The 16983-nt window shown below is 62.9% G+C and carries 17 protein-coding genes and 1 pseudogene; 11 read left to right on the forward strand and 7 right to left on the reverse strand.

All coding sequences use genetic code 11. The features are described from left to right. Nucleotides 1-2 precede the first annotated feature (2 nt). Nucleotides 3-1412, reverse strand: coding sequence for a circularly permuted type 2 ATP-grasp protein (locus tag ATH90_RS13540; protein WP_034105360.1), 1410 nt, complete (start codon nucleotides 1410-1412; stop codon nucleotides 3-5). A 430-nt stretch (nucleotides 1413-1842) separates the two neighbouring features. Between ATH90_RS13540 and ATH90_RS13545 the strand changes: the two genes are divergently transcribed. The 3 genes from ATH90_RS13545 (at nucleotide 1843) to ATH90_RS29715 (ending at nucleotide 2832) form a co-directional block, all read left to right on the forward strand. Next, nucleotides 1843-2388: a hypothetical protein gene (locus ATH90_RS13545; RefSeq protein WP_034105358.1), complete on the forward strand. Its 546-nt coding sequence runs from the start codon at nucleotides 1843-1845 to the stop codon at nucleotides 2386-2388. 85 nt (nucleotides 2389-2473) lie between these two features. Continuing rightward, nucleotides 2474-2686 (forward strand): hypothetical protein, encoded by a 213-nt coding sequence (locus tag ATH90_RS13550; protein ID WP_034105356.1) that lies wholly within the window; start codon nucleotides 2474-2476, stop codon nucleotides 2684-2686. Nucleotides 2687-2697: 11 nt separating this feature from the next. Further along, nucleotides 2698-2832, forward strand: a complete 135-nt coding sequence (locus ATH90_RS29715) for a hypothetical protein (protein WP_010210499.1) — start codon at nucleotides 2698-2700, stop codon at nucleotides 2830-2832. Here ATH90_RS29715 and ATH90_RS13555 read toward each other — a convergent pair. Continuing rightward, entirely contained in the window at nucleotides 2823-4175 is a 1353-nt protein-coding gene (locus ATH90_RS13555; protein ID WP_034105354.1) for a cation:proton antiporter, read from the reverse strand. The genes ATH90_RS29715 and ATH90_RS13555 overlap by 10 nt on opposite strands. A 394-nt stretch (nucleotides 4176-4569) precedes the next feature. Between ATH90_RS13555 and ATH90_RS29720 the strand changes: the two genes are divergently transcribed. From ATH90_RS29720 to ATH90_RS13585, 5 genes are read left to right on the forward strand one after another with little or no spacing between them, the layout of a single operon-like run. Continuing rightward, a complete protein-coding gene (locus ATH90_RS29720; RefSeq protein ID WP_069023834.1) occupies nucleotides 4570-6564 on the forward strand; it encodes an aminotransferase class I/II-fold pyridoxal phosphate-dependent enzyme in 1995 nt (664 codons plus the stop codon). Between the two features lie 25 nt (nucleotides 6565-6589). Continuing rightward, complete coding sequence (locus ATH90_RS13570) at nucleotides 6590-7444, forward strand: transporter substrate-binding domain-containing protein (RefSeq protein ID WP_034105347.1); 855 nt, start codon at nucleotides 6590-6592, stop codon at nucleotides 7442-7444. After that, entirely contained in the window at nucleotides 7444-8148 is a 705-nt protein-coding gene (locus tag ATH90_RS13575) for an ABC transporter permease (protein WP_034105977.1), read from the forward strand. The genes ATH90_RS13570 and ATH90_RS13575 overlap by 1 nt, the downstream gene beginning before the upstream one ends. Before the next feature lie 7 nt (nucleotides 8149-8155). Beyond that, nucleotides 8156-8854, forward strand: coding sequence for an ABC transporter permease (locus ATH90_RS13580; protein ID WP_034105345.1), 699 nt, complete (start codon nucleotides 8156-8158; stop codon nucleotides 8852-8854). After that, the gene (locus ATH90_RS13585; protein ID WP_034105344.1) at nucleotides 8851-9849 is read left to right on the forward strand and encodes a DMT family transporter; all 999 of its coding nucleotides are present in this window, start codon (nucleotides 8851-8853) and stop codon (nucleotides 9847-9849) included. The genes ATH90_RS13580 and ATH90_RS13585 overlap by 4 nt, the downstream gene beginning before the upstream one ends. Here the strand turns inward: ATH90_RS13585 and ATH90_RS29575 are convergent. Continuing rightward, a pseudogene (locus tag ATH90_RS29575) lies at nucleotides 9805-10344 on the reverse strand (TetR/AcrR family transcriptional regulator); the annotation flags it as partial. The gene ATH90_RS13585 and the pseudogene ATH90_RS29575 overlap by 45 nt on opposite strands. 90 nt (nucleotides 10345-10434) lie before the next feature. Between ATH90_RS29575 and ATH90_RS13595 the strand changes: the two are divergent. Further along, entirely contained in the window at nucleotides 10435-11433 is a 999-nt protein-coding gene (locus tag ATH90_RS13595; protein WP_098466496.1) for a M14 family metallopeptidase, read from the forward strand. Here the strand turns inward: ATH90_RS13595 and ATH90_RS13600 are convergent. After that, nucleotides 11395-12252: an AraC family transcriptional regulator gene (locus ATH90_RS13600; RefSeq protein ID WP_034105338.1), complete on the reverse strand. Its 858-nt coding sequence runs from the start codon at nucleotides 12250-12252 to the stop codon at nucleotides 11395-11397. The genes ATH90_RS13595 and ATH90_RS13600 overlap by 39 nt on opposite strands. Before the next feature lie 144 nt (nucleotides 12253-12396). On the opposite strand from ATH90_RS13600, the gene ATH90_RS13605 reads away from it, so the two are divergent. After that, nucleotides 12397-13197, forward strand: coding sequence for an alpha/beta fold hydrolase (locus tag ATH90_RS13605; RefSeq protein ID WP_034105336.1), 801 nt, complete (start codon nucleotides 12397-12399; stop codon nucleotides 13195-13197). Between the two features lie 107 nt (nucleotides 13198-13304). Here ATH90_RS13605 and ATH90_RS13610 read toward each other — a convergent pair whose 3' ends face one another. Next, nucleotides 13305-14093, reverse strand: coding sequence for an aldolase (locus ATH90_RS13610; protein ID WP_098466497.1), 789 nt, complete (start codon nucleotides 14091-14093; stop codon nucleotides 13305-13307). 3 nt (nucleotides 14094-14096) lie between these two features. Then, entirely contained in the window at nucleotides 14097-14801 is a 705-nt protein-coding gene (locus ATH90_RS13615) for a haloacid dehalogenase type II (RefSeq protein WP_098466498.1), read from the reverse strand. 115 nt (nucleotides 14802-14916) lie between these two features. Here ATH90_RS13615 and ATH90_RS13620 point away from each other — a divergent pair, with 115 nt between their 5' ends. Further along, nucleotides 14917-15762, forward strand: coding sequence for a LysR family transcriptional regulator (locus tag ATH90_RS13620; RefSeq protein ID WP_034105330.1), 846 nt, complete (start codon nucleotides 14917-14919; stop codon nucleotides 15760-15762). Here the strand turns inward: ATH90_RS13620 and ATH90_RS13625 are convergent. Next, a complete protein-coding gene (locus tag ATH90_RS13625; protein WP_034105328.1) occupies nucleotides 15748-16977 on the reverse strand; it encodes an EAL domain-containing response regulator in 1230 nt (409 codons plus the stop codon). The genes ATH90_RS13620 and ATH90_RS13625 overlap by 15 nt on opposite strands. Between the last annotated feature and the right edge of the window lie 6 nt (nucleotides 16978-16983).

The raw sequence follows: 16983 nt of genomic DNA on the forward strand, positions 1-16983 counted from the left end.
ACTCAGCCCTCCACCACCCAGGTGTCCTTGGTTCCGCCGCCCTGCGACGAGTTGACGATCAACGAGCCTTCCTTCAATGCCACGCGGGTGAGGCCGCCGGGCACCAGGCGGGTTTCCTTGCCCGAGAGTACAAAGGGCCGCAGGTCGATATGCCGTGGGGCGATGCCGTTTTCGACAAAGGTGGGGCAGGTGGACAGGCTCAAGGTTGGTTGGGCGATATAGGCATGGGGACGGGCCTTGATACGCTGACGGAAGTCCTCGATCTCGGCCGCGGTGGAGGCCGGGCCGACCAGCATGCCGTAGCCGCCGGAGCCCTGGGTTTCCTTGACCACCAGTTCTGGCAGGTTGGCCAGTACGTGGGACAGCTCGTCGGGCTTGCGGCACTGGAAGGTCGGTACGTTTTGTAGCACCGGTTCTTCATCCAGGTAGAAACGGATCATTTCCGGCACATAGGGGTAGATCGACTTGTCGTCGGCCACGCCGGTGCCGATGGCATTGGCCAGCACCACGTTGCCGGCGCAATAGGCGGCGACCAGGCCGGGCACGCCGAGCATCGATTCGGGATTGAAAGCCTTGGGGTCGAGGAAGGCGTCGTCGATCCGCCGGTAGATCACGTCCACTGGCTTGGGGCCATCGGTGGTGCGCATGAACACTTTGAGGTCGTGCACGAACAGGTCGGCGCCTTCCACCAATTCGACGCCCATTTCCCGGGCGAGGAACGCATGTTCGAAGAACGCGCTGTTGAAGCGGCCGGGCGTCAGTACCACCACGTTGGGGTTGTCCAGGCGGCTTGAACTCTTGAGGGTCTTGAGCAGCAGGTTGGGGTAGTGGTCCACCGGCGCGATGCGCTGCTTGGCGAACACCTCGGGGAACAGGCGCATCATCATCTTGCGGTCTTCGAGCATGTAGCTCACGCCGCTGGGGGTGCGCAGGTTGTCTTCGAGCACGTAGTAGGTGCCGTCGCCATCACGCACCAGGTCAACCCCCGAGATATGGGAATAAATGTCACGGTGCAGGTCCAGGCCGACCATCGCCTTCTGGTAACCCTCGTTGCCCAACACCTGGTCCGCCGGAATGATCCCAGCCTTGATGATGCGCTGGTCGTGGTAAATGTCGGCAAGAAACATGTTCAGCGCGTTGACGCGCTGGATGCAGCCGCGTTCGATCACGCTCCATTCGCTGGCGGGGATGCTGCGCGGGATGATGTCGAAGGGGATCAGGCGCTCGGTGTCCTGCTCGTCGCCATACAGGGTGAACGTGATCCCGGCGCGGTGGAACAGCAAATCGGCTTCACGGCGACGCTGGGCCAGCAATTCCGGCGGCGTATTGCCCAGCCAGCGGGAGAAATCCTGATAATGCGCACGGCAAACGCCGTCTGCATCGTTCATTTCATCAAAGAAAGATCGAGCCATTCCAGTACCTTGTCAGTGCCGAGGGAAGCTTGGGTGGCACTGCCGTTTCAAAAAACGCATTTTTATAAGGGCCGTGGCTGAGGGTGCCCACGGGCCTGGTCCTTACTTTCTTATGGGATCGGCTCTGGGTCGGGGGGTAACGAATGCTCCTGAATCCGGGCAGATGAAAGGATAAAGCAATGCCTGTGCCGGAATGCCCATGCACGCTGTCGATTACTCGCTGCAGGGCCAAGGGTTTTGGGGCGGGGCCCGGCTTGCCGGCGGTGGCGGTGTCACGGCCGCCATCGTCGGCCAGCCGGGCGCCTGCAGTGGGTATACCGCACATTGCCATGACGGCGCATGGCTCGCACCAAGGCAGTGCACGAACAAACTTGAACTTCACCGCCCCCCCATTCTTCTAATAGGACTCGAACCTGCGTGGAGCACTGTCGTGCCCAGAATCATCTCTCCCCACACGCCGGAAGCGGCCCTGGACGACCACAGCGAGCATAATGCCAAGATCTTCGGCTCGCCCAAGGACCGCCTGGATTTCTACCGGCGCGAAATCCAGTACGAAACCACCATCCTGGCCAACCGCACCGACGCCTACCTCACGGCGCAGTCGTTCCTGGTCATCGCCTTTGTCTCCGGCATGGGCAACCTCAACCCGGAGTGGGGCAAGCTGTTCACCCTGGTGGTGCCGGTGTTCCTGGTCTCGCTGGGCATTCTCAGCTCACTGAATGCCTGGCCAGGCATTCGGGCCGCGTACGAAATCATTGACCACTGGCATTACAAACAGAGCGAATTGCTGCGCAGCGAGCCCGTGATGGGCATGGCCTACGATGAATCGCCGCTGTTTTCCGAAATGGAGTCGTCCCACAAGGGCTATCGCAAGTCGCTGCTCTTCTCCATGCGAGCCCCCTGGTTGTTCATGGTGTTCTGGCTGCTGCTGGGGATTTACGCGTTCTATATCCAGGTCGACAACCCGATCCGGTGAGCAATCGAACGGAACTTCACCGTTCGGCGCGGCGCCTTACCTTCAGGCCCTGCTGATTTCCCACCGGCCTGCCAAGAGGTGACCCATGAGCACAAGCAAAGACCCGCAAATCGATGACCGCAACGATCCTGCCATCGACGGTGGCGAACCGGCCCCCGGTACCGCTGCAGACGCGCCCAAGGACCCGGTCCCGGCCAAAGACCCCAAAGCCAAGGAAAACGACTACAGTCCAGACTTCAAGCCTGAGCGCGAGCCCAAGCCTGAAACCGATGCTGATATCGACACCCAAGGCGGTTAGAGGAGACGATCATGTCAAAAGAACTCGATGACGAACTCAACGACCCGGGCAATGAAGATCCCGGATCGCTGATGGATGATGCAGAAGTGCCGCTCAACGATCTGGATGATGCGGCAGACGTCGGCAATACCGAGCGTCAGGACTGAGCTTTCGCCTTGGCTCGTCGTTCATACCACACCAGCATCGGCTGGGTACTCAGGCCATGAACGACGATGCTCAGGGCTATCACTGACAACGTCAGGTTCACCGCCACCGCGCTGCTGGTGCCGATCAGCCCGTGATTGAGCGCGTAGAACAGGTAGTAAATACTGCCGATCCCCCGAATGCCGAACCATCCCATCAGCCCGCGCTGGCGCCTATCGATCAGGCTGCCCCAAGGCATTGCCAGCACGCCTATCGGGCGAATCACACAGAACAGCAACGCCGCCACCGGCAGTGCGCGCCAATCCCAGTGGCTCACCAGCACGATGCCCAGCACCGTCACCAGGAACACCTCCATCGAACGCTCCACCAGGCTGCCAAACGAGAGCATGTCGCCCATCATCACGCCGGCAGCGATCTGGGTATCCTTCAGTTCGCTGACATCGCCTTGCAGCGCGCGGTCGGGCTCGACCTCCAGGTGGCCCACCACCGGCAGCGCGAGATGCTCCGACGGCGTTGTCGAATGCCCCGTGGACCGAAATTCCGCCTGCCGCAACCCCAGCCCTGCCGCAAACACCGACAGGAAGCCATAGCCACCCACCGCCTCGGCGACCACGTAGGCCAGCGCGATCAGCGCGAGCGTCAGGTAGTCATTGGGCGAGAGCGTGCTGTCACTGTTGGTGATGCGCAGCCACAGCGTCACGCGGCCAATGCCGCGGCCCATCCAATAGCCAATCAACAAGCCGGCCGGCACTGCCCACAGCAGGTTTTTCAGCACCCAACCGCCCAGCCAGTCACCGTCGAACCCGCCATGCTGCATGAACAGCAGGGCGAAGATCACGAAGGGGAAGGCGGTGCCGTCGTTCAACCCCGCTTCGCCGGACAGCCCAAAGCGCAGTGCGTCATAGTCCTGGGCATTATTGACCTGCACCAGGCCCGCCAGCACCGGGTCAGTCGGTGCCAGAATCGCGCCCACCAGCAGCGAGACGCCCCAGGACATCGCAAACAGGTAATGCAGCGCCAGGCAGATGCCGAGGATGGTCAGCAGCATCACTGGCCCGGCCATGCCGAACGCGATGCGCCAAGTGCGGTGCTTGAGCGGCAGGCGCAACTTCAAACCGCTGACAAACAACGAAAACAGCACGGCGACTTCGGTCAGGTGCTCCATCCAGCGCGCGGAGTTCTTGATATCCAGGTGCAACAGGTCAACGCCCAGCGGGCCAATCCCCACGCCCAGCAGCAGGCACACTGCCGAGGTGGTCACTGGCATCCAGCGCAGGTAGGAGGAGGTGAGGGCAAGGGTGAGCAATACGGCGCCCAGTACGGCCATCCATAGAATAAAAGTCATCAAGCGTGCGCCAAGGCCGTGGTCTGTTCAGGTTGGAGGACCATGGCCGGTCACGGGTTCAATGTGATTGGGCCAACTGCGAGCCGATGGTTTTCACACTGGCGCAGCCCCGGCCGCGACAGCGGCCTGCGCCCGGGCATCTTTATCGCGCTCAATCACGTGGCGCTCATCGCGTTCAACCTCGGCTCGGCCGGCGAGTTGCCGGGTTGTCGCTGCGGCCTGATGAGCCAGGTGCGAATCCGTAGGAATCACCACAACGACCTCTTTGGACGATAAACGACACGGGGCTGGATTTACCCATTGAACGACTGTTCAGTTTGAACTATGTTGACCGCATCCACCCCTTGCACAGCAACGGGGTCGCGCTTTTTCTTCTTGAACGAGAGGCTCTGGCATGCGGTTTTCCCCCTTCGTCGATCGAATTGCAGGGCAGGGCGTAGCCGCCTGGGACATCCACCATGCTGCATTCCAGGCCGCCAGCCAGGGCGAAGACATCATCATCCTCAGCGTCGGTGATCCTGATTTCGCCACGCCCTCCTTCATTACCGATGCCGCCATCACGGCCTTGCGCGAAGGCGACACCCATTACACCGAAATCCCGGGGCGCCCGGCGCTGCGCGAGGCCATCGCCGCGCGCTACAGCAACACCCTGGAGCGTGCGCTCAATGCTACGAACGTGATCACCGTGGCCGGTGCGCAGAACGCCTTGTTCGTGACGTCCTTGTGTCTGTTGCAGGCCGGTGACGAGGTGCTGGTGCTCGACCCGATGTACGTCACCTACGAGGCCACGCTCAAGGCCAGCGGCGCAACACTGGTGCGCGTGCCGTGCTCGCCGGCGTCGGGTTTTCGCCTCGATGCGCAACGGCTCTGCGCCGCGATCACGCCCCGGACGCGGGCGATTTTCTTTTCCAACCCGAACAACCCGACCGGCGTGGTGCTCAATCCGCAGGAGTTGCAAGCCATCGCCGACCTGGCCATCGCCCACGACCTGTGGGTGGTAGTGGACGAGGTCTACGAAAGCCTGGTGTTCGACGGCGACTACCACAGCCTCGCCGCGCTGCCGGGCATGGCGGAGCGCTGTGTCGTGATTGGCAGCTTGTCCAAGTCCCACGCCATGACGGGGTGGCGCATCGGCTGGATTGTCGCGACGCCGCAAATGGTCGCCCATGCCGAAACCCTGGTGTTGAGCATGCTCTACGGGCTACCCGGTTTTGTGATGGAAGCCGCGACCGCGGCGGTGCTGGCCCATGATCAAGTGACCCAGGGCATGCGCGAGATTTACCGGCGCCGGCGCGACCTGGTGGTAGCGGGGCTGAGTGCATGCCCTGGAATCAAGGTGCAGGCGCCGCAAGCAGGCATGTTTGTGCTGGTGGATGTGCGCGATACCGGCCTGGGCTCCCTGGATTTCGCTTGGCGCTTGTTTCGCGAAGCCGGGGTTTCAGTGCTGGACGCCGCCGCGTTCGGCGAGCCCGCCCAAGGGTTCGTGCGGTTGTCGTTCACGCTGGGGGAGGAGCGCCTGGCCCAAGCCTGCCAGCGCATCGCAGGGTTTGTCGCCAAACTGGCCGGTGAACCGCGTGCCGCTGCTGTGCCCAGGATTGAAGTGGTGCAACCCTTGGCAGCCAAGAAGATGATCGAAGTCATCGACCTGCATAAGCGCTTCGGCAATATCGAGGTGCTCAAGGGCATTTCCCTCACCGCCCACGAAGGCGATGTGATCTCGCTGATCGGCGCCAGCGGGTCGGGCAAAAGTACCTTGTTGCGCTGTATCAACATGCTCGAAGTGCCAGACCAGGGCAGCATTCACGTCGACGGCGAAAGCATCAAGCTCAACTACGGTCGCCCCGGCGCGCCCTTGGTGGCGGACGCCAAGCAACTGGTGCGCATCCGCTCGACCCTGGGCATGGTGTTCCAGAACTTCAACCTGTGGCCGCACCGCACGGTGCTGGAAAACCTCATCGAGGCCCCCACCCAGGTGCTGCGCGAAAGCCGCGCCGAGGCCATCGAACGCGCCGAAGCGTTGCTCGACCGCGTCGGCCTGGCCGCCAAGCGCAATGAGTACCCGGCGTTCCTTTCCGGTGGCCAGCAACAGCGCGTGGCGATTGCCCGTGCGCTGGCCATGCGGCCCAAAGTCATGCTGTTCGACGAACCCACCTCGGCCCTCGACCCGGAACTGGTGGGCGAAGTGCTGCGGGTGATCCGCTCCCTGGCCGAGGAAGGCCGCACCATGATCCTGGTCACCCATGAAATGGCCTTCGCCCGGGATGTGTCGTCCAAAGTGGCGTTTCTGCACCAAGGCATGATCGAAGAAACCGGCTCGCCGGATGCGGTGTTTATCGACCCACGCAGTGAGCGTTGCCGGCAGTTCGTCAACGCGCATCAAACTCGCTAACTCCAGAAAAAGACGGGGCAAAATCATGAAATCCAAACGTATGGCAACGTGGTTGAGCAGTGCAGTGTTGATGATGGCCGCAGGTTTCACATGGGCGGCAGACAAACCGATCGTGTTCGCAGTGGCGGCCGAACCTTACCCTCCGTTTACCGTGAAGGGCGGTAACGGCCAGTGGTCAGGGTTTGAAGTCGACCTGATCCACAAGCTCTGCGAGGGCATGAAAGCCGAATGCCAGATCAAGGAAGTGGCGTGGGACGGCATCATTCCCTCATTGCTGGCGAAGAAGATCGACGTGATTTTTTCATCGATGTCGGTGACCGATGAGCGCGAAAAACAGATCGCCTTCAGTCGTGCCTACTACGACTCGCTGCTGGGTGTCGCCGGGCCCAAGGGCAGCGAAGTCGAGATCTCCCCGGCGGGCCTGAAGGGCAAGTTGATCGGCGTGCAGATCTCCACCGTCAGCGCCAATTACCTGAAGAAATACTACGAAAACATCGCTGACCTCAAGTACTACGATACCCAGGAATCGGCCAACGCCGACCTGATCGCCGGGCGTATCGACTACATGATGGCCGACGACACCGCCATCGCCATGATGGTCAAGACCCCCGAGGCCAGCGGCCTGGCGCACATAGCCAGCGTGCCCTACGACCCGATCATCGGCCGTGGCGTCGGCGCCGGCTTGCGCCAGGAAGACACCGCGCTCAAGGCCCGGTTGGACAAGGCCATCGGCGAGCTGCTGGTGAGCAAGGATTATGACGACCTGTCGCAGCACTACTTCGGCCTGTCGGTCAGCCCGTGCAAACGCACCGACACCCCGGCGTTTGTGAGCAAGACTTGTGACAGCCCGTACCAACAAGTCGCCCAGAAGAGCGAATGATGTTCGACCTTCTCAGCTTCGGCGAACAGGGGTGGGGCAATGCATTGCTCAAGGGGTTATGGATGACCCTGCAGATCTCCGCCGGCTCCTTTGCGGTGGGTTTGCTGATCGGCCTGGTGGTGGCCTGCGCGAAGCTCAGTGCGCCGCGCCCGATTGCGCTGCTGATGCGCGGCTACACCACGGTGTTTCGCGCGGTGCCGGAACTGCTGCTGATCCTGCTGCTGTATTACGCAGGCTCCATGGGGCTCAACGCGCTGATGCTGTGGATGGGCGTCGAGCAGGTGAATATCAGCGGCCCGCTGGTGGCCATCCTGGTGTTGGGCCTGGTGCAGGGCGCCTACGCCTCGGAGATTTTCCGCGCGGCGATCCTCGCGATTCCCCACGGACAGATAGAAGCGGCACGGGCTTTTGGCTTGAGCGGGTTCGGCCTGTTCCGGCGGGTGACCCTGCCGATCATGGCGCCCTTCGCCCTGGCCGGCATGTCCAACCTGTGGATCAACCTGATCAAGGACAGCGCCTTGATCAGCGTGGTGGGCACCAACGAGCTGCTGTACACCGCCAAGCAGGCGGCGGGTTCCACGCGCCACTACCTGCTGTTCTACCTCACGGCCGCCGCCCTGTATTACCTGGTGACGCTGGCTTCCAATTACCTGTCCGGGCGCCTGGAGCGACGTATCCGTCGCTGGATGCCGGTTGTCGAGTGAGCGGCCCATGCCTGAATGGATAAGCTATTACGCCGGCCTGATCGCCAAGGGGTTGCAGACCACCTTGTCGCTGCTGGTGGTGTCGGCGGTACTCGGGTTTGCCCTGGCGGTGCTGGTCGCGCTGGCGCGGTTGTCACGGCGCAAGTGGCTGGCGCGTGGGGCGCTGGCTTACACCAGCGTATTGCGCGGTACGCCACTGCTGATCCAGATCTACATTTTCTACTACGGCCTGGGGAGCCTGTTCGCCCAGTTCCCGATGATTCGCGCCAGCGTCCTGTGGCCGTACCTGCGCGATGGCTACTGGTACATCGTGTTTGCCCTGGTGCTGTCGGTCGGCGCCTACGTGGGCGAGGTGATCCGCGGCGGCCTGCTGGCCGTGCCCAAGGGTGAAATGGAAGCCGCCTCGGCGTTCGGCATGACCCCACGCCAGGCGCTGCTGCGGGTGCGCTTGCCACGCGCGATGCGCCTGTTGCTGCCGACCCTGGCCGGGGAGACGGTGATGCTACTCAAGTCCACCGCACTGGCCTCGACCATTGCCGTGGTTGACCTGCTGGGCGCGGCCAACGTGGTGCGGGCACAGACCCTGCAGATCTACCAGCCGCTGTTGCTCGTGGCGGGCGTCTATTTGTGCCTGACCTTCCTGATCGAAGCTGCATACGCGATTGCCGAACGGCGTGGCACGCCACTGCGCAGGTCGGCCGGATGAAACAGGACCGATCGCTGCAAGGGATTGCCCTGTGTTCCCTGGCCTACGCGTTCTTGGCGTTGCAGGATGCGGTGATCAAATGGCTGGTGGCCGATTACTCGGTGTTCACCATCCTGTTCTGGCGCAGCCTGGTGGTGGTGGCCGCCTGCGTGATGGCTGGGCGCATGGGGCTGTTGCGGCGCGCGTGGACCTCGGCCAGCCGCCGCTTGCTGATCATCCGCGGGCTGTTGTCGTTGCTGGCATGGTTGCTGTACTACACCGCTGCCAAGGACCTGAGCCTGGCGGAAATGACCACGCTGTATTTCTCCGCGCCGATCATGGTCACGCTGCTCGCGGCGCTGATCCTCAAGGAACGTGCCAGCCGCGGCCAGTGGATCTCGCTGGTCATCGGCTTTGTCGGCGTAGTGATCGCCTGCCGCCCCAGCCAGATGATGGACCCGCTGCCCATCGCGCTGACCTTGGCCGCGGCCTTGTGCTGGGCGTTTACCTACATCCAGTTGCGCCAGGTCGACCCGGCCACCTCGGTGCTGGAGCAGATGCTGATCACCAACGTGGTGTTTGTGCTGTGCATGGCGGTGACCTTGCCCTGGACCCATACGCCGTCGCCCACCCCAGCCTGGCTGGGCATGTTGGCGGCGGGCCTGGTCGGCGGGGTTGGCCAGTTCCTGCTGTTTGCCAGTTTCCGCCGTGCCACGGCGACTTTGCTGGCGCCGTTTGAATACACCGGGTTGATCTGGGCGTTCCTTCTGTCGAGCCTGGTGTGGGGCACGCTGATGGATGGCTCGCTGATTGTCGGCGCAGTGTTGATCGCGGCCAGCGGCACCCTGGCCATGCTCAGTGCGCGGCACCCGGTGTCACAGGATGTGGTCGGCGCCGAATGCTCCGTGACGCAACCCCTGTACCCAGCAGCGGCAGATGTGCAGGCCGTTGGCGGGGCTGAAAGTGCCGGGGTTGAGGCACCCCTCGAGCCAGAGTCCGTCGAGCATCGCCGATAGGCCAATGGCGGCCAGGCGGCTGTCGTGGATCACCAGGTTTTCGCTGCGGGCCAGGTCGTCCAGCAGTTGTTGGATCAACGCCAAGTAGGCGTGGTAGCTGTTTTCGTGGGACTGGTTCACGTGGGGCGAGTGGCGGATCAGGCTCCAGAACACCACCCACACGCCCAGCAGGTCGGGGTCCATGACCCTGGGCGAGAACGAGGCACTGAGAAACGCATCCAGGCGCGCGGCGGCGCCTTGAGCCAACTCGACCTGTTCCCACAGGGCGCTGGTCAGCTCGTTGGCCAGCTTGTGGTAGGTCTCGGCGATCAGTGCGTCGATGGTACCGAAATGGTGGTTGAGCAGCCCCACCGACACCCCGGCCTCGGAGGCAATGCGCCGCACGGAAATCCCGGCGTGCCCATCGCGGGCCAGGCAGGTGAGGGTGGCGGCAATCAGCAGGTCCCGGCGTTCGTCGGGGTTGGTGCGGCGCAGTTTGGGAGGGTCGATGGTCATGGGCAGGCCTTGGATGAAATACCACAGTGCTCAGGTTAGTTGAACATGTGTTCAATCTCTACCGAATAGTTGATGAGAGGAGGGCAAGGCATGGCAAAAGACCTTTCGTGGCAGGAAACCGGTGATGCTGGCCACGCGCTGCACATCGGCGCCTGGCGTTTCGACGGCGACGGCAGCGGGCCCAAGGTGCACCTGCAAGCGGGTGTGCATGCGGATGAAATCGCCGGCATGCTGGTCCTGCATCAGTTATTGCCGCGCTTGCAAGCGTGCCAGGACCAGGGCCGCCTGAAGGGCAGTGTCACCGTGGTGCCCCAGGCCAACCCATTCGGCATCGGCCAGTTCCGCCAAGGCCGATTGCTCGGGCGCTTCCATGAGGCCACCGGGCAGAACTTCAACCGCGCCTTCGACCACTCCCTGGCCATGGAACGTCCGGCAAGCAACCTGGCGCACTGGCAGAGATGCCTGGTGCAATTGGCCGCCGAGGCCGAACTGGTGCTGGACCTGCACACCGATGACGAGGCGTTGCCGTACCTCTATATCCACCGTCGCTTCTGGCCCGACCAAGGCCTGGCGCTGGCGGCGGCCTTGCAGGTGGACCTGGTGATTGTCTGGGATGAGGGCGGCGATGGCTCTTTTGAAGAAACCATCATCAACCACGCATCGCCGCAATTGGCCGCCACCATCGAGCTGCGCGGGCAGGCCGACGTCAGCGACGCCCTGGCGCAGCAGGACGCCGATGGCCTGTGGGCCTGGTTGTGCGTCAATGGTGTGATCGACGAGGTGGCGAGCATCGCCCCATGGCCAGGCGACGTGGTCGACATGGGCTGCATGGAAACCATACTCGCGCCGTGCGCAGGAGTGCTGGTGTTCGAAAAGGAGTTGGGTGATTACGTCGAGGCAGGCCAGCGTTTTGCGCGCATCATCGGCCGACCCGGCGACCCGATCTCGGAAGTGACCCTGCACGCCGCCCAGACGGGGCGCATGATCACCCGGCACCGCGAACGCCTGGTTGCCCAAGGCTCGGTGGTCGCCAAGTTCACCGGTACACGCTTATCCGACAGCTACAGCGGCGGTGTGCTCGACCCTTAGCGGCGCCTGCAGCTGCAACCATTCACGCGGGCTGGTGCCGGTCTTGCGCCTGAATGCACGGGCCAGCGCCGAAGGGCTTTCGTAACCGACCTCATCGGCAATCAGGGCGATGGGCCGGCCTTCACGCAGGCGTTTCTGCGCCAGGCTCACGCGCCAACTCAGCACATAGTCGGCCGGGGTCTGGCCGACCACCTTATGGAAGTGCGCAGCAAAACTGGCACGGGACATGTTCGATTCCGCCGCCATTTCCTGCACGGTCCATGGGCGCTCGGGGTGGTTGTGCAACAGCGTCATGGCCCGCGCCAGTCGCAGGTCTGCCAGCCCCGACATCATGCCAGTGGTCATGCTGTGATAAGCCATCATGTGGCGCAGGAACTGAATCACCATCAGCTCGAACAGGCGGTTCATCACCGCTTCGCGTCCACAGTGTTCGGCAAAGGCTTCGCTGAACAGCCAGTCGAGCGTCCCGGCGATCATCGGGATCTGCTTGAGCGGCATCACGATGGTGTCGGTCAGCGCCACTGACAACGGGTTATCCAGGCCACCATCAAAACGCAGGGACGCCGCCACCACCTGGGCACGGTCTGCTTTTGACGCCAGCAGGCGATGGGGCAGGGGGCGCGGCACCAACACCAGGCTGGGCTCGGGGAGCCGCAGGGTGCCGTCGGGCATCTCCAGGCTGGCCTGGCCCTCCTTGAGCAGGTACACGCGGCCGCGCTGCTGCACGTCGCGGGTGTCGAGCACACCGTGCAGTAACCCGCTGTGAAAGGTCTCGGCACCAATGCCGAAGTGCACCAGCAGTGTGGACAAACGATCCATGACTCACCTGAGCGTGAAAAAGCGCTGTTGTTTAGACGATCTGCGCCATATCGTCGACTATTAGCCTCCATTTGTAAAATGCGTTTCGGCATCATGGCCTCACGTTCAACGCCTTGAGCGCCTACCCTAACGGAGCAAACGTCCATGAAAACCTTCAAGTTCTCCCGCGTCGCCGCCGCCCTGATCACCGGCGCACTGGCCCTCGGTGCTGCTACCGCCAGCTTTGCCGCCCCGCAAAAAGCCACCGTGGTGCTGGTACACGGCGCCTTTGCCGACGCCTCCAGCTGGAACGGCGTGATCGCCGGGCTCAAGGCCGAAGGCTACCCGGTGGTCGCCGTGGCCAACCCGCTGCGCAGCGTCAAGACCGACTCGGACTACGTCGCCGACATCGTCGAACACACCCCGGGCCCGGTGATCCTGGTCGGTCACTCCTACGGCGGCTCGGTGATCTCCAACGCCGTGCACGACAGCAAGAAGGTCAAGGCGCTGGTCTACGTGGCCGCCTTCGCCCCGGAAAAAGGCGAGACCGCGTTTGAACTGTCCGGCCGCTACCCTGGCGGCACCCTGGGCCCGACCCTCGACAAACCAGTGGTGTCCAAGGACGGCGTGACCGACCTGTATATCCAGCAGGACAAGTTCAACGCCCAGTTCGCCGCTGACGTATCACCCAAGGACGCCCAGTTGATGGCGGCCGGCCAACGGCCGATCACCGAGGCTGCACTGAAGGAACCGTCGGGCGACCCGGCCTGGAAAACCGTGCCGTCCTACTTCATCTACGGTTCGGCAGACAAGAACATTCCCGAGGCCGCGCTTAAGTTCATGGCAGACCGTGCGGGCTCGAAGGAAACCGTGGATGTCAAAGGTGCGTCGCATGTGGTGATGGTGTCGAACCCGGCGCGGGTGGTGGCGATCATCAACGATGCGGCCAAGGCCAACGCGCAATAACCAATCGCTGTAGGCGCAGGCTTGCCGGCAAGCCTGCGTCTACAGATATCTGCGCTTGATCCTAGGCGCCCCCGGCAGGGATCTGGATAGGCGCTCAGGTCACCAGGTCACTGATCAAAGCGCGATCCCAACCCCCTCAGTCGCCGCATGGCACTGTCCAGATGCGCCCGCGCACTCGCCGGGTCACCCTCACGCATCTGCTCATATGCCAACTGCGCCACCGCTGGCTCGATTGGCTTGAGCGGCTGCCCACTGGCCATGGCCTTCAGCTGCACCTCGGCCGCGCGCTCCAGGTAGTACAAATCGTCCCAGGCCTCGGCAATGTTCGGCGCAGCCACCATCACCCCATGATTCTTCAAGAACAGAATATCGGCATCACCCAACGCCGCCGCGATGCGCTGGCCTTCGCGGTTATCCAGGGCCAGGCCGTTGTACGCTTCATCCACCGCCGTGCGCCCATAGAACTTCAACGCCGTCTGCCCCAGCCACAGCAAGGGCGGGCCTTTTAGCAGGCACAGCGCGGTAGCGTTGGGCATGTGGGTATGGAAGGCGGCCTTGATGCGGGGCTGGCACTGATGCAACTGTGCATGGATATAAAACGCGGTGGCTTCTGGCGTGCCATCGCCGTCGATCACATTGCCGGCGAAATCGCACACCAATAGATGGGAGGCGGTGATCTCCTCGAAGGCGTAGCCGAACGGGTTGACGAAAAACAAGTCGTCATGCCCCGGCACCGTCGCCGAGAAGTGATTGCAGATGCCTTCTTCCATGCCATGCAGCGCCGCCAGTTGCAGGCACGCGGCGAGTTCCATCCGCGCCTCGATGGCCGCGAGGCTGTCGAGGTTCAAGCGCCCGGCGCGCGGGCTAAGGGAGGAGGGCGTAAAGGTATGGGCCATGGTTCACCACCCCAGGGATTTGAATAATTCGGGCACGCCGTCGAGGGTTGGCAGGATGGCGTCCGGGGTGTAGTCGGCCAGCAACTGACGGCCGGTGCCACGGTCGATCCACACACAACGGAAACCGATATCCCGCGCCGCAGCATGGTCCAGATGCGGGCTGGCACAGATATGCACCACCTGGTCGAGGCTCACGCCGAGTTGCTCGTGAGCATAGTCGAACAGGCGACGATTGGGCTTGTAGGCCCGCGCCTGCCCGGCGGTAATGACCCGGTCGATATGGCCACCCAATTGCGCCACGTTGCCGGCGATCACGTCATCGTCGGTGTTGGAGACGATGCACAGTTTGTAACCCTGATCCTTGAGCTGCTTGAGAGTCGCCACGACTTCCGGAAACGGTGGCATGGCACTGATGCTGTCCGTCAGGATCGCGCCGTCGTGCTCATTGGTCGGCAGACCCAGCTCTTTCAGGGCGAGCTGCAAGCCCAGACCCGCAAGGGTGCGGAAGCTGCGGTGCGGTGGGGTTTGTTCCAGGGCGTGTTCGTGGTGGTCGTAAACGCTGATCAGCGTTTCGCCGTCGACATGATGTTCGCCTTTGTCGTCGAGGATCCGGTCAACGGCGGCACGCAGGCCCTCATCCCATTGGATCAGGGTGCCGTAGCAATCAAAGGTCAGCCACAGGGGGCGAGGGGAGTGGTCGAGCGACATGGGGCACCTTTAGCCAAGAATGGGCGACCGCTGCAGCATAGGAAACCTGGCGTTCAGTTGGAAATTAAATTAGCCTCTGTGTCACAGTTGAATTTCCGATAAGTGGGTGGCTACCATGTTTGACCTCGAACTCCTGCACACCCTGGTCTGTGTGGTGGACGAAGGCAGCTTCACCCGCGCCGCCGAGCGCGTACACCGCACCCAGTCCACGGTGAGCCAACAGATTCGCAAGCTTGAAGAAAGCGTGGGGCAGGTGCTGTTGGTACGGGACCGCTCAGGCCAGCAAGTCAGCGCCACCGAACACGGCGAGGTGCTGACCCAATACGCCCGGCGCTTGTTGAGCTTGTCTCGGGAGGCCCGCGATGCCTTGAACACCGAGGCCAGTGTGGTGCCGGTGCGCTTGGGCGTGCCCGAAGATTTTGACGCAGCGCGCATGGCCTCGATGCTTTCCGGCTTCGTCCGTGCTCGCCCAGAAGCGCGCCTGGAGACGGTCAGCGGCATGAGCACCGACCTGCGCCGGCAACTGGAAAGTGGTGAAATCGATATCGCTCTGGTCAAGCGCGAGGCCGGCAGCGGCGAATGCCACGCCAGTTGGCCGGAGCCGTTGGTGTGGGTGTGCGGCCACGGCCAGGACCTGCAGGCCGAGACCTTGCCCCTGGCGCTGTTTCCCCAAGGCTGCATCTACCGCCAGCGCGCTATCCGCACCCTGGACAAGGCCCGGCGCAGTTGGCGCGTGGCGTTCGGCAGCCACAGCCTGACCGGTATCCAGGCGGCGGTGACGTCCGGGCTGGGCATCAGCATCTTGCCAAAAAGCGCGGTACTGCCCAGCCATCGGATCTGCACGGAGTTGCCTGCCGTACCGCCCTCGGAACTGGCCTTGGTCAGTGGTGCGGAGCGGTTAAGTGCGACCCACCGAGGGTTGATCGAATGCTTGAGCGTGGAGATTTCACGGACGGTCTAGGCGCTCCAGCAACAAGCGCTCCAAGGTCTCCACTGGCAGCGGTCGGCTGAACAGGTAGCCCTGGATCTGATCGCAGCCGGCGTCTTTCAGGAACGCAAGCTGCGCCTGGGTTTCCACGCCTTCAGCCACGACGCGCAGGCTGAGACTGTGGGCCAGTTCAATGATGGTGCGGGTGATCGCCGCGTCCTGTGGGTTACTGGTGACTTCGCGGATAAACGCGATGTCGATCTTCAGCGTGTCGATGGGAAACCGTCGCAGGTACGCCAGGCTCGAATAGCCGGTTCCGAAGTCATCGATGGAGATCTTCACGCCCATGGCGTGCAGGCGCTGCAGGCTGTCGATGGTGTGTTGGGTATTTTCCATCAGCGAACCTTCGGTCAGCTCGACTTCCAGCCAATGCGGCGCGACCCCATGTTGTGCAAGAAGGCGTGCGATGTCGGCAATCAGGTCGCCTTCGATCAATTGATGGCCGGAGACGTTCACCGACACTTCCACTGCGCCAATGGCACCGCGTTGCCACTCGGCAATCTGTTGGCAAACGGTGTCGATCACCCAGCGGCCCACCGGCACGATCAATCCGATGCTTTCCAAAACCGGTACAAACACTCCCGGGGACACCGCGCCGTAGTCCGGCCGTTCCCAGCGCAGCAGCGCTTCGAGGGCGCAGAGGCGGCCGTTGGCAACTTCGACCTTGGGCTGGTAATGCACGGTGAATTCCTCACGCTCCACAGCCAGGCGCAAGGCCTCCTCCAGGTCCTGGTGGGCCAGGTCATGCACGTTCATGCCGGTTTGCTGTCGCGTGAGCTCCCGTGAAGGGTTCACCCGGTCGCCGCGTGCCTTGAGCCGCAGCAGGTTGCGCACCCGCAACCACAGCTCGACACGCTCCACCGGCTTGCTGATGAACTCCTCGGCACCGGTCTCCAGGCCACTGACCCTGGCGCTCGGTTCACTGAGGGCCGAGAGCATGATGATCGGGATGCCCGCCGTGGTTTCATCGCCTTTGAGCTGGCTGGCGACTTCGTAGCCGTCCATGCCCGGCATCATGATGTCCAGCAGGATCAGGTCCGGGGGCTGTTGTGCCACCAACTGCAAGGCTTCTTCACCGCTGCCGGCGCACAGGGTCTGGTAGCCCTCATGTTGCAGCAGGGTTTCCAGCAGCTTGCGCACCTGGGGTTCATCATCGACGATCAACAGCGTTGCGGGTTGGCTGGCCATGGAGAG

The sequence above is a fragment of the Pseudomonas lurida genome (genome assembly GCF_002563895.1).
In the GTDB taxonomy this organism is placed as follows: domain Bacteria; phylum Pseudomonadota; class Gammaproteobacteria; order Pseudomonadales; family Pseudomonadaceae; genus Aquipseudomonas; species Aquipseudomonas lurida.

Bases quoted from the DNA above. Each gene is read 5' to 3' on its own strand.
- ATH90_RS13540 (WP_034105360.1), bottom strand. From the start codon at position 1,412: ATGGCTCGATCTTTCTTTGATGAAATGAACGATGCAGACGGCGTTTGC.
- ATH90_RS13550 (WP_034105356.1), top strand. From the start codon at position 2,474: ATGAGCACAAGCAAAGACCCGCAAATCGATGACCGCAACGATCCTGCC.
- ATH90_RS29715 (WP_010210499.1), top strand. From the start codon at position 2,698: ATGTCAAAAGAACTCGATGACGAACTCAACGACCCGGGCAATGAAGAT.
- ATH90_RS13555 (WP_034105354.1), bottom strand. From the start codon at position 4,175: ATGACTTTTATTCTATGGATGGCCGTACTGGGCGCCGTATTGCTCACC.
- ATH90_RS29720 (WP_069023834.1), top strand. From the start codon at position 4,570: ATGCGGTTTTCCCCCTTCGTCGATCGAATTGCAGGGCAGGGCGTAGCC.
- ATH90_RS13570 (WP_034105347.1), top strand. From the start codon at position 6,590: ATGAAATCCAAACGTATGGCAACGTGGTTGAGCAGTGCAGTGTTGATG.
- ATH90_RS13575 (WP_034105977.1), top strand. From the start codon at position 7,444: ATGTTCGACCTTCTCAGCTTCGGCGAACAGGGGTGGGGCAATGCATTG.
- ATH90_RS13580 (WP_034105345.1), top strand. From the start codon at position 8,156: ATGCCTGAATGGATAAGCTATTACGCCGGCCTGATCGCCAAGGGGTTG.
- ATH90_RS13585 (WP_034105344.1), top strand. From the start codon at position 8,851: ATGAAACAGGACCGATCGCTGCAAGGGATTGCCCTGTGTTCCCTGGCC.
- ATH90_RS13595 (WP_098466496.1), top strand. From the start codon at position 10,435: ATGGCAAAAGACCTTTCGTGGCAGGAAACCGGTGATGCTGGCCACGCG.
- ATH90_RS13600 (WP_034105338.1), bottom strand. From the start codon at position 12,252: ATGGATCGTTTGTCCACACTGCTGGTGCACTTCGGCATTGGTGCCGAG.
- ATH90_RS13605 (WP_034105336.1), top strand. From the start codon at position 12,397: ATGAAAACCTTCAAGTTCTCCCGCGTCGCCGCCGCCCTGATCACCGGC.
- ATH90_RS13610 (WP_098466497.1), bottom strand. From the start codon at position 14,093: ATGGCCCATACCTTTACGCCCTCCTCCCTTAGCCCGCGCGCCGGGCGC.
- ATH90_RS13615 (WP_098466498.1), bottom strand. From the start codon at position 14,801: ATGTCGCTCGACCACTCCCCTCGCCCCCTGTGGCTGACCTTTGATTGC.
- ATH90_RS13620 (WP_034105330.1), top strand. From the start codon at position 14,917: ATGTTTGACCTCGAACTCCTGCACACCCTGGTCTGTGTGGTGGACGAA.
- ATH90_RS13625 (WP_034105328.1), bottom strand. From the start codon at position 16,977: ATGGCCAGCCAACCCGCAACGCTGTTGATCGTCGATGATGAACCCCAG.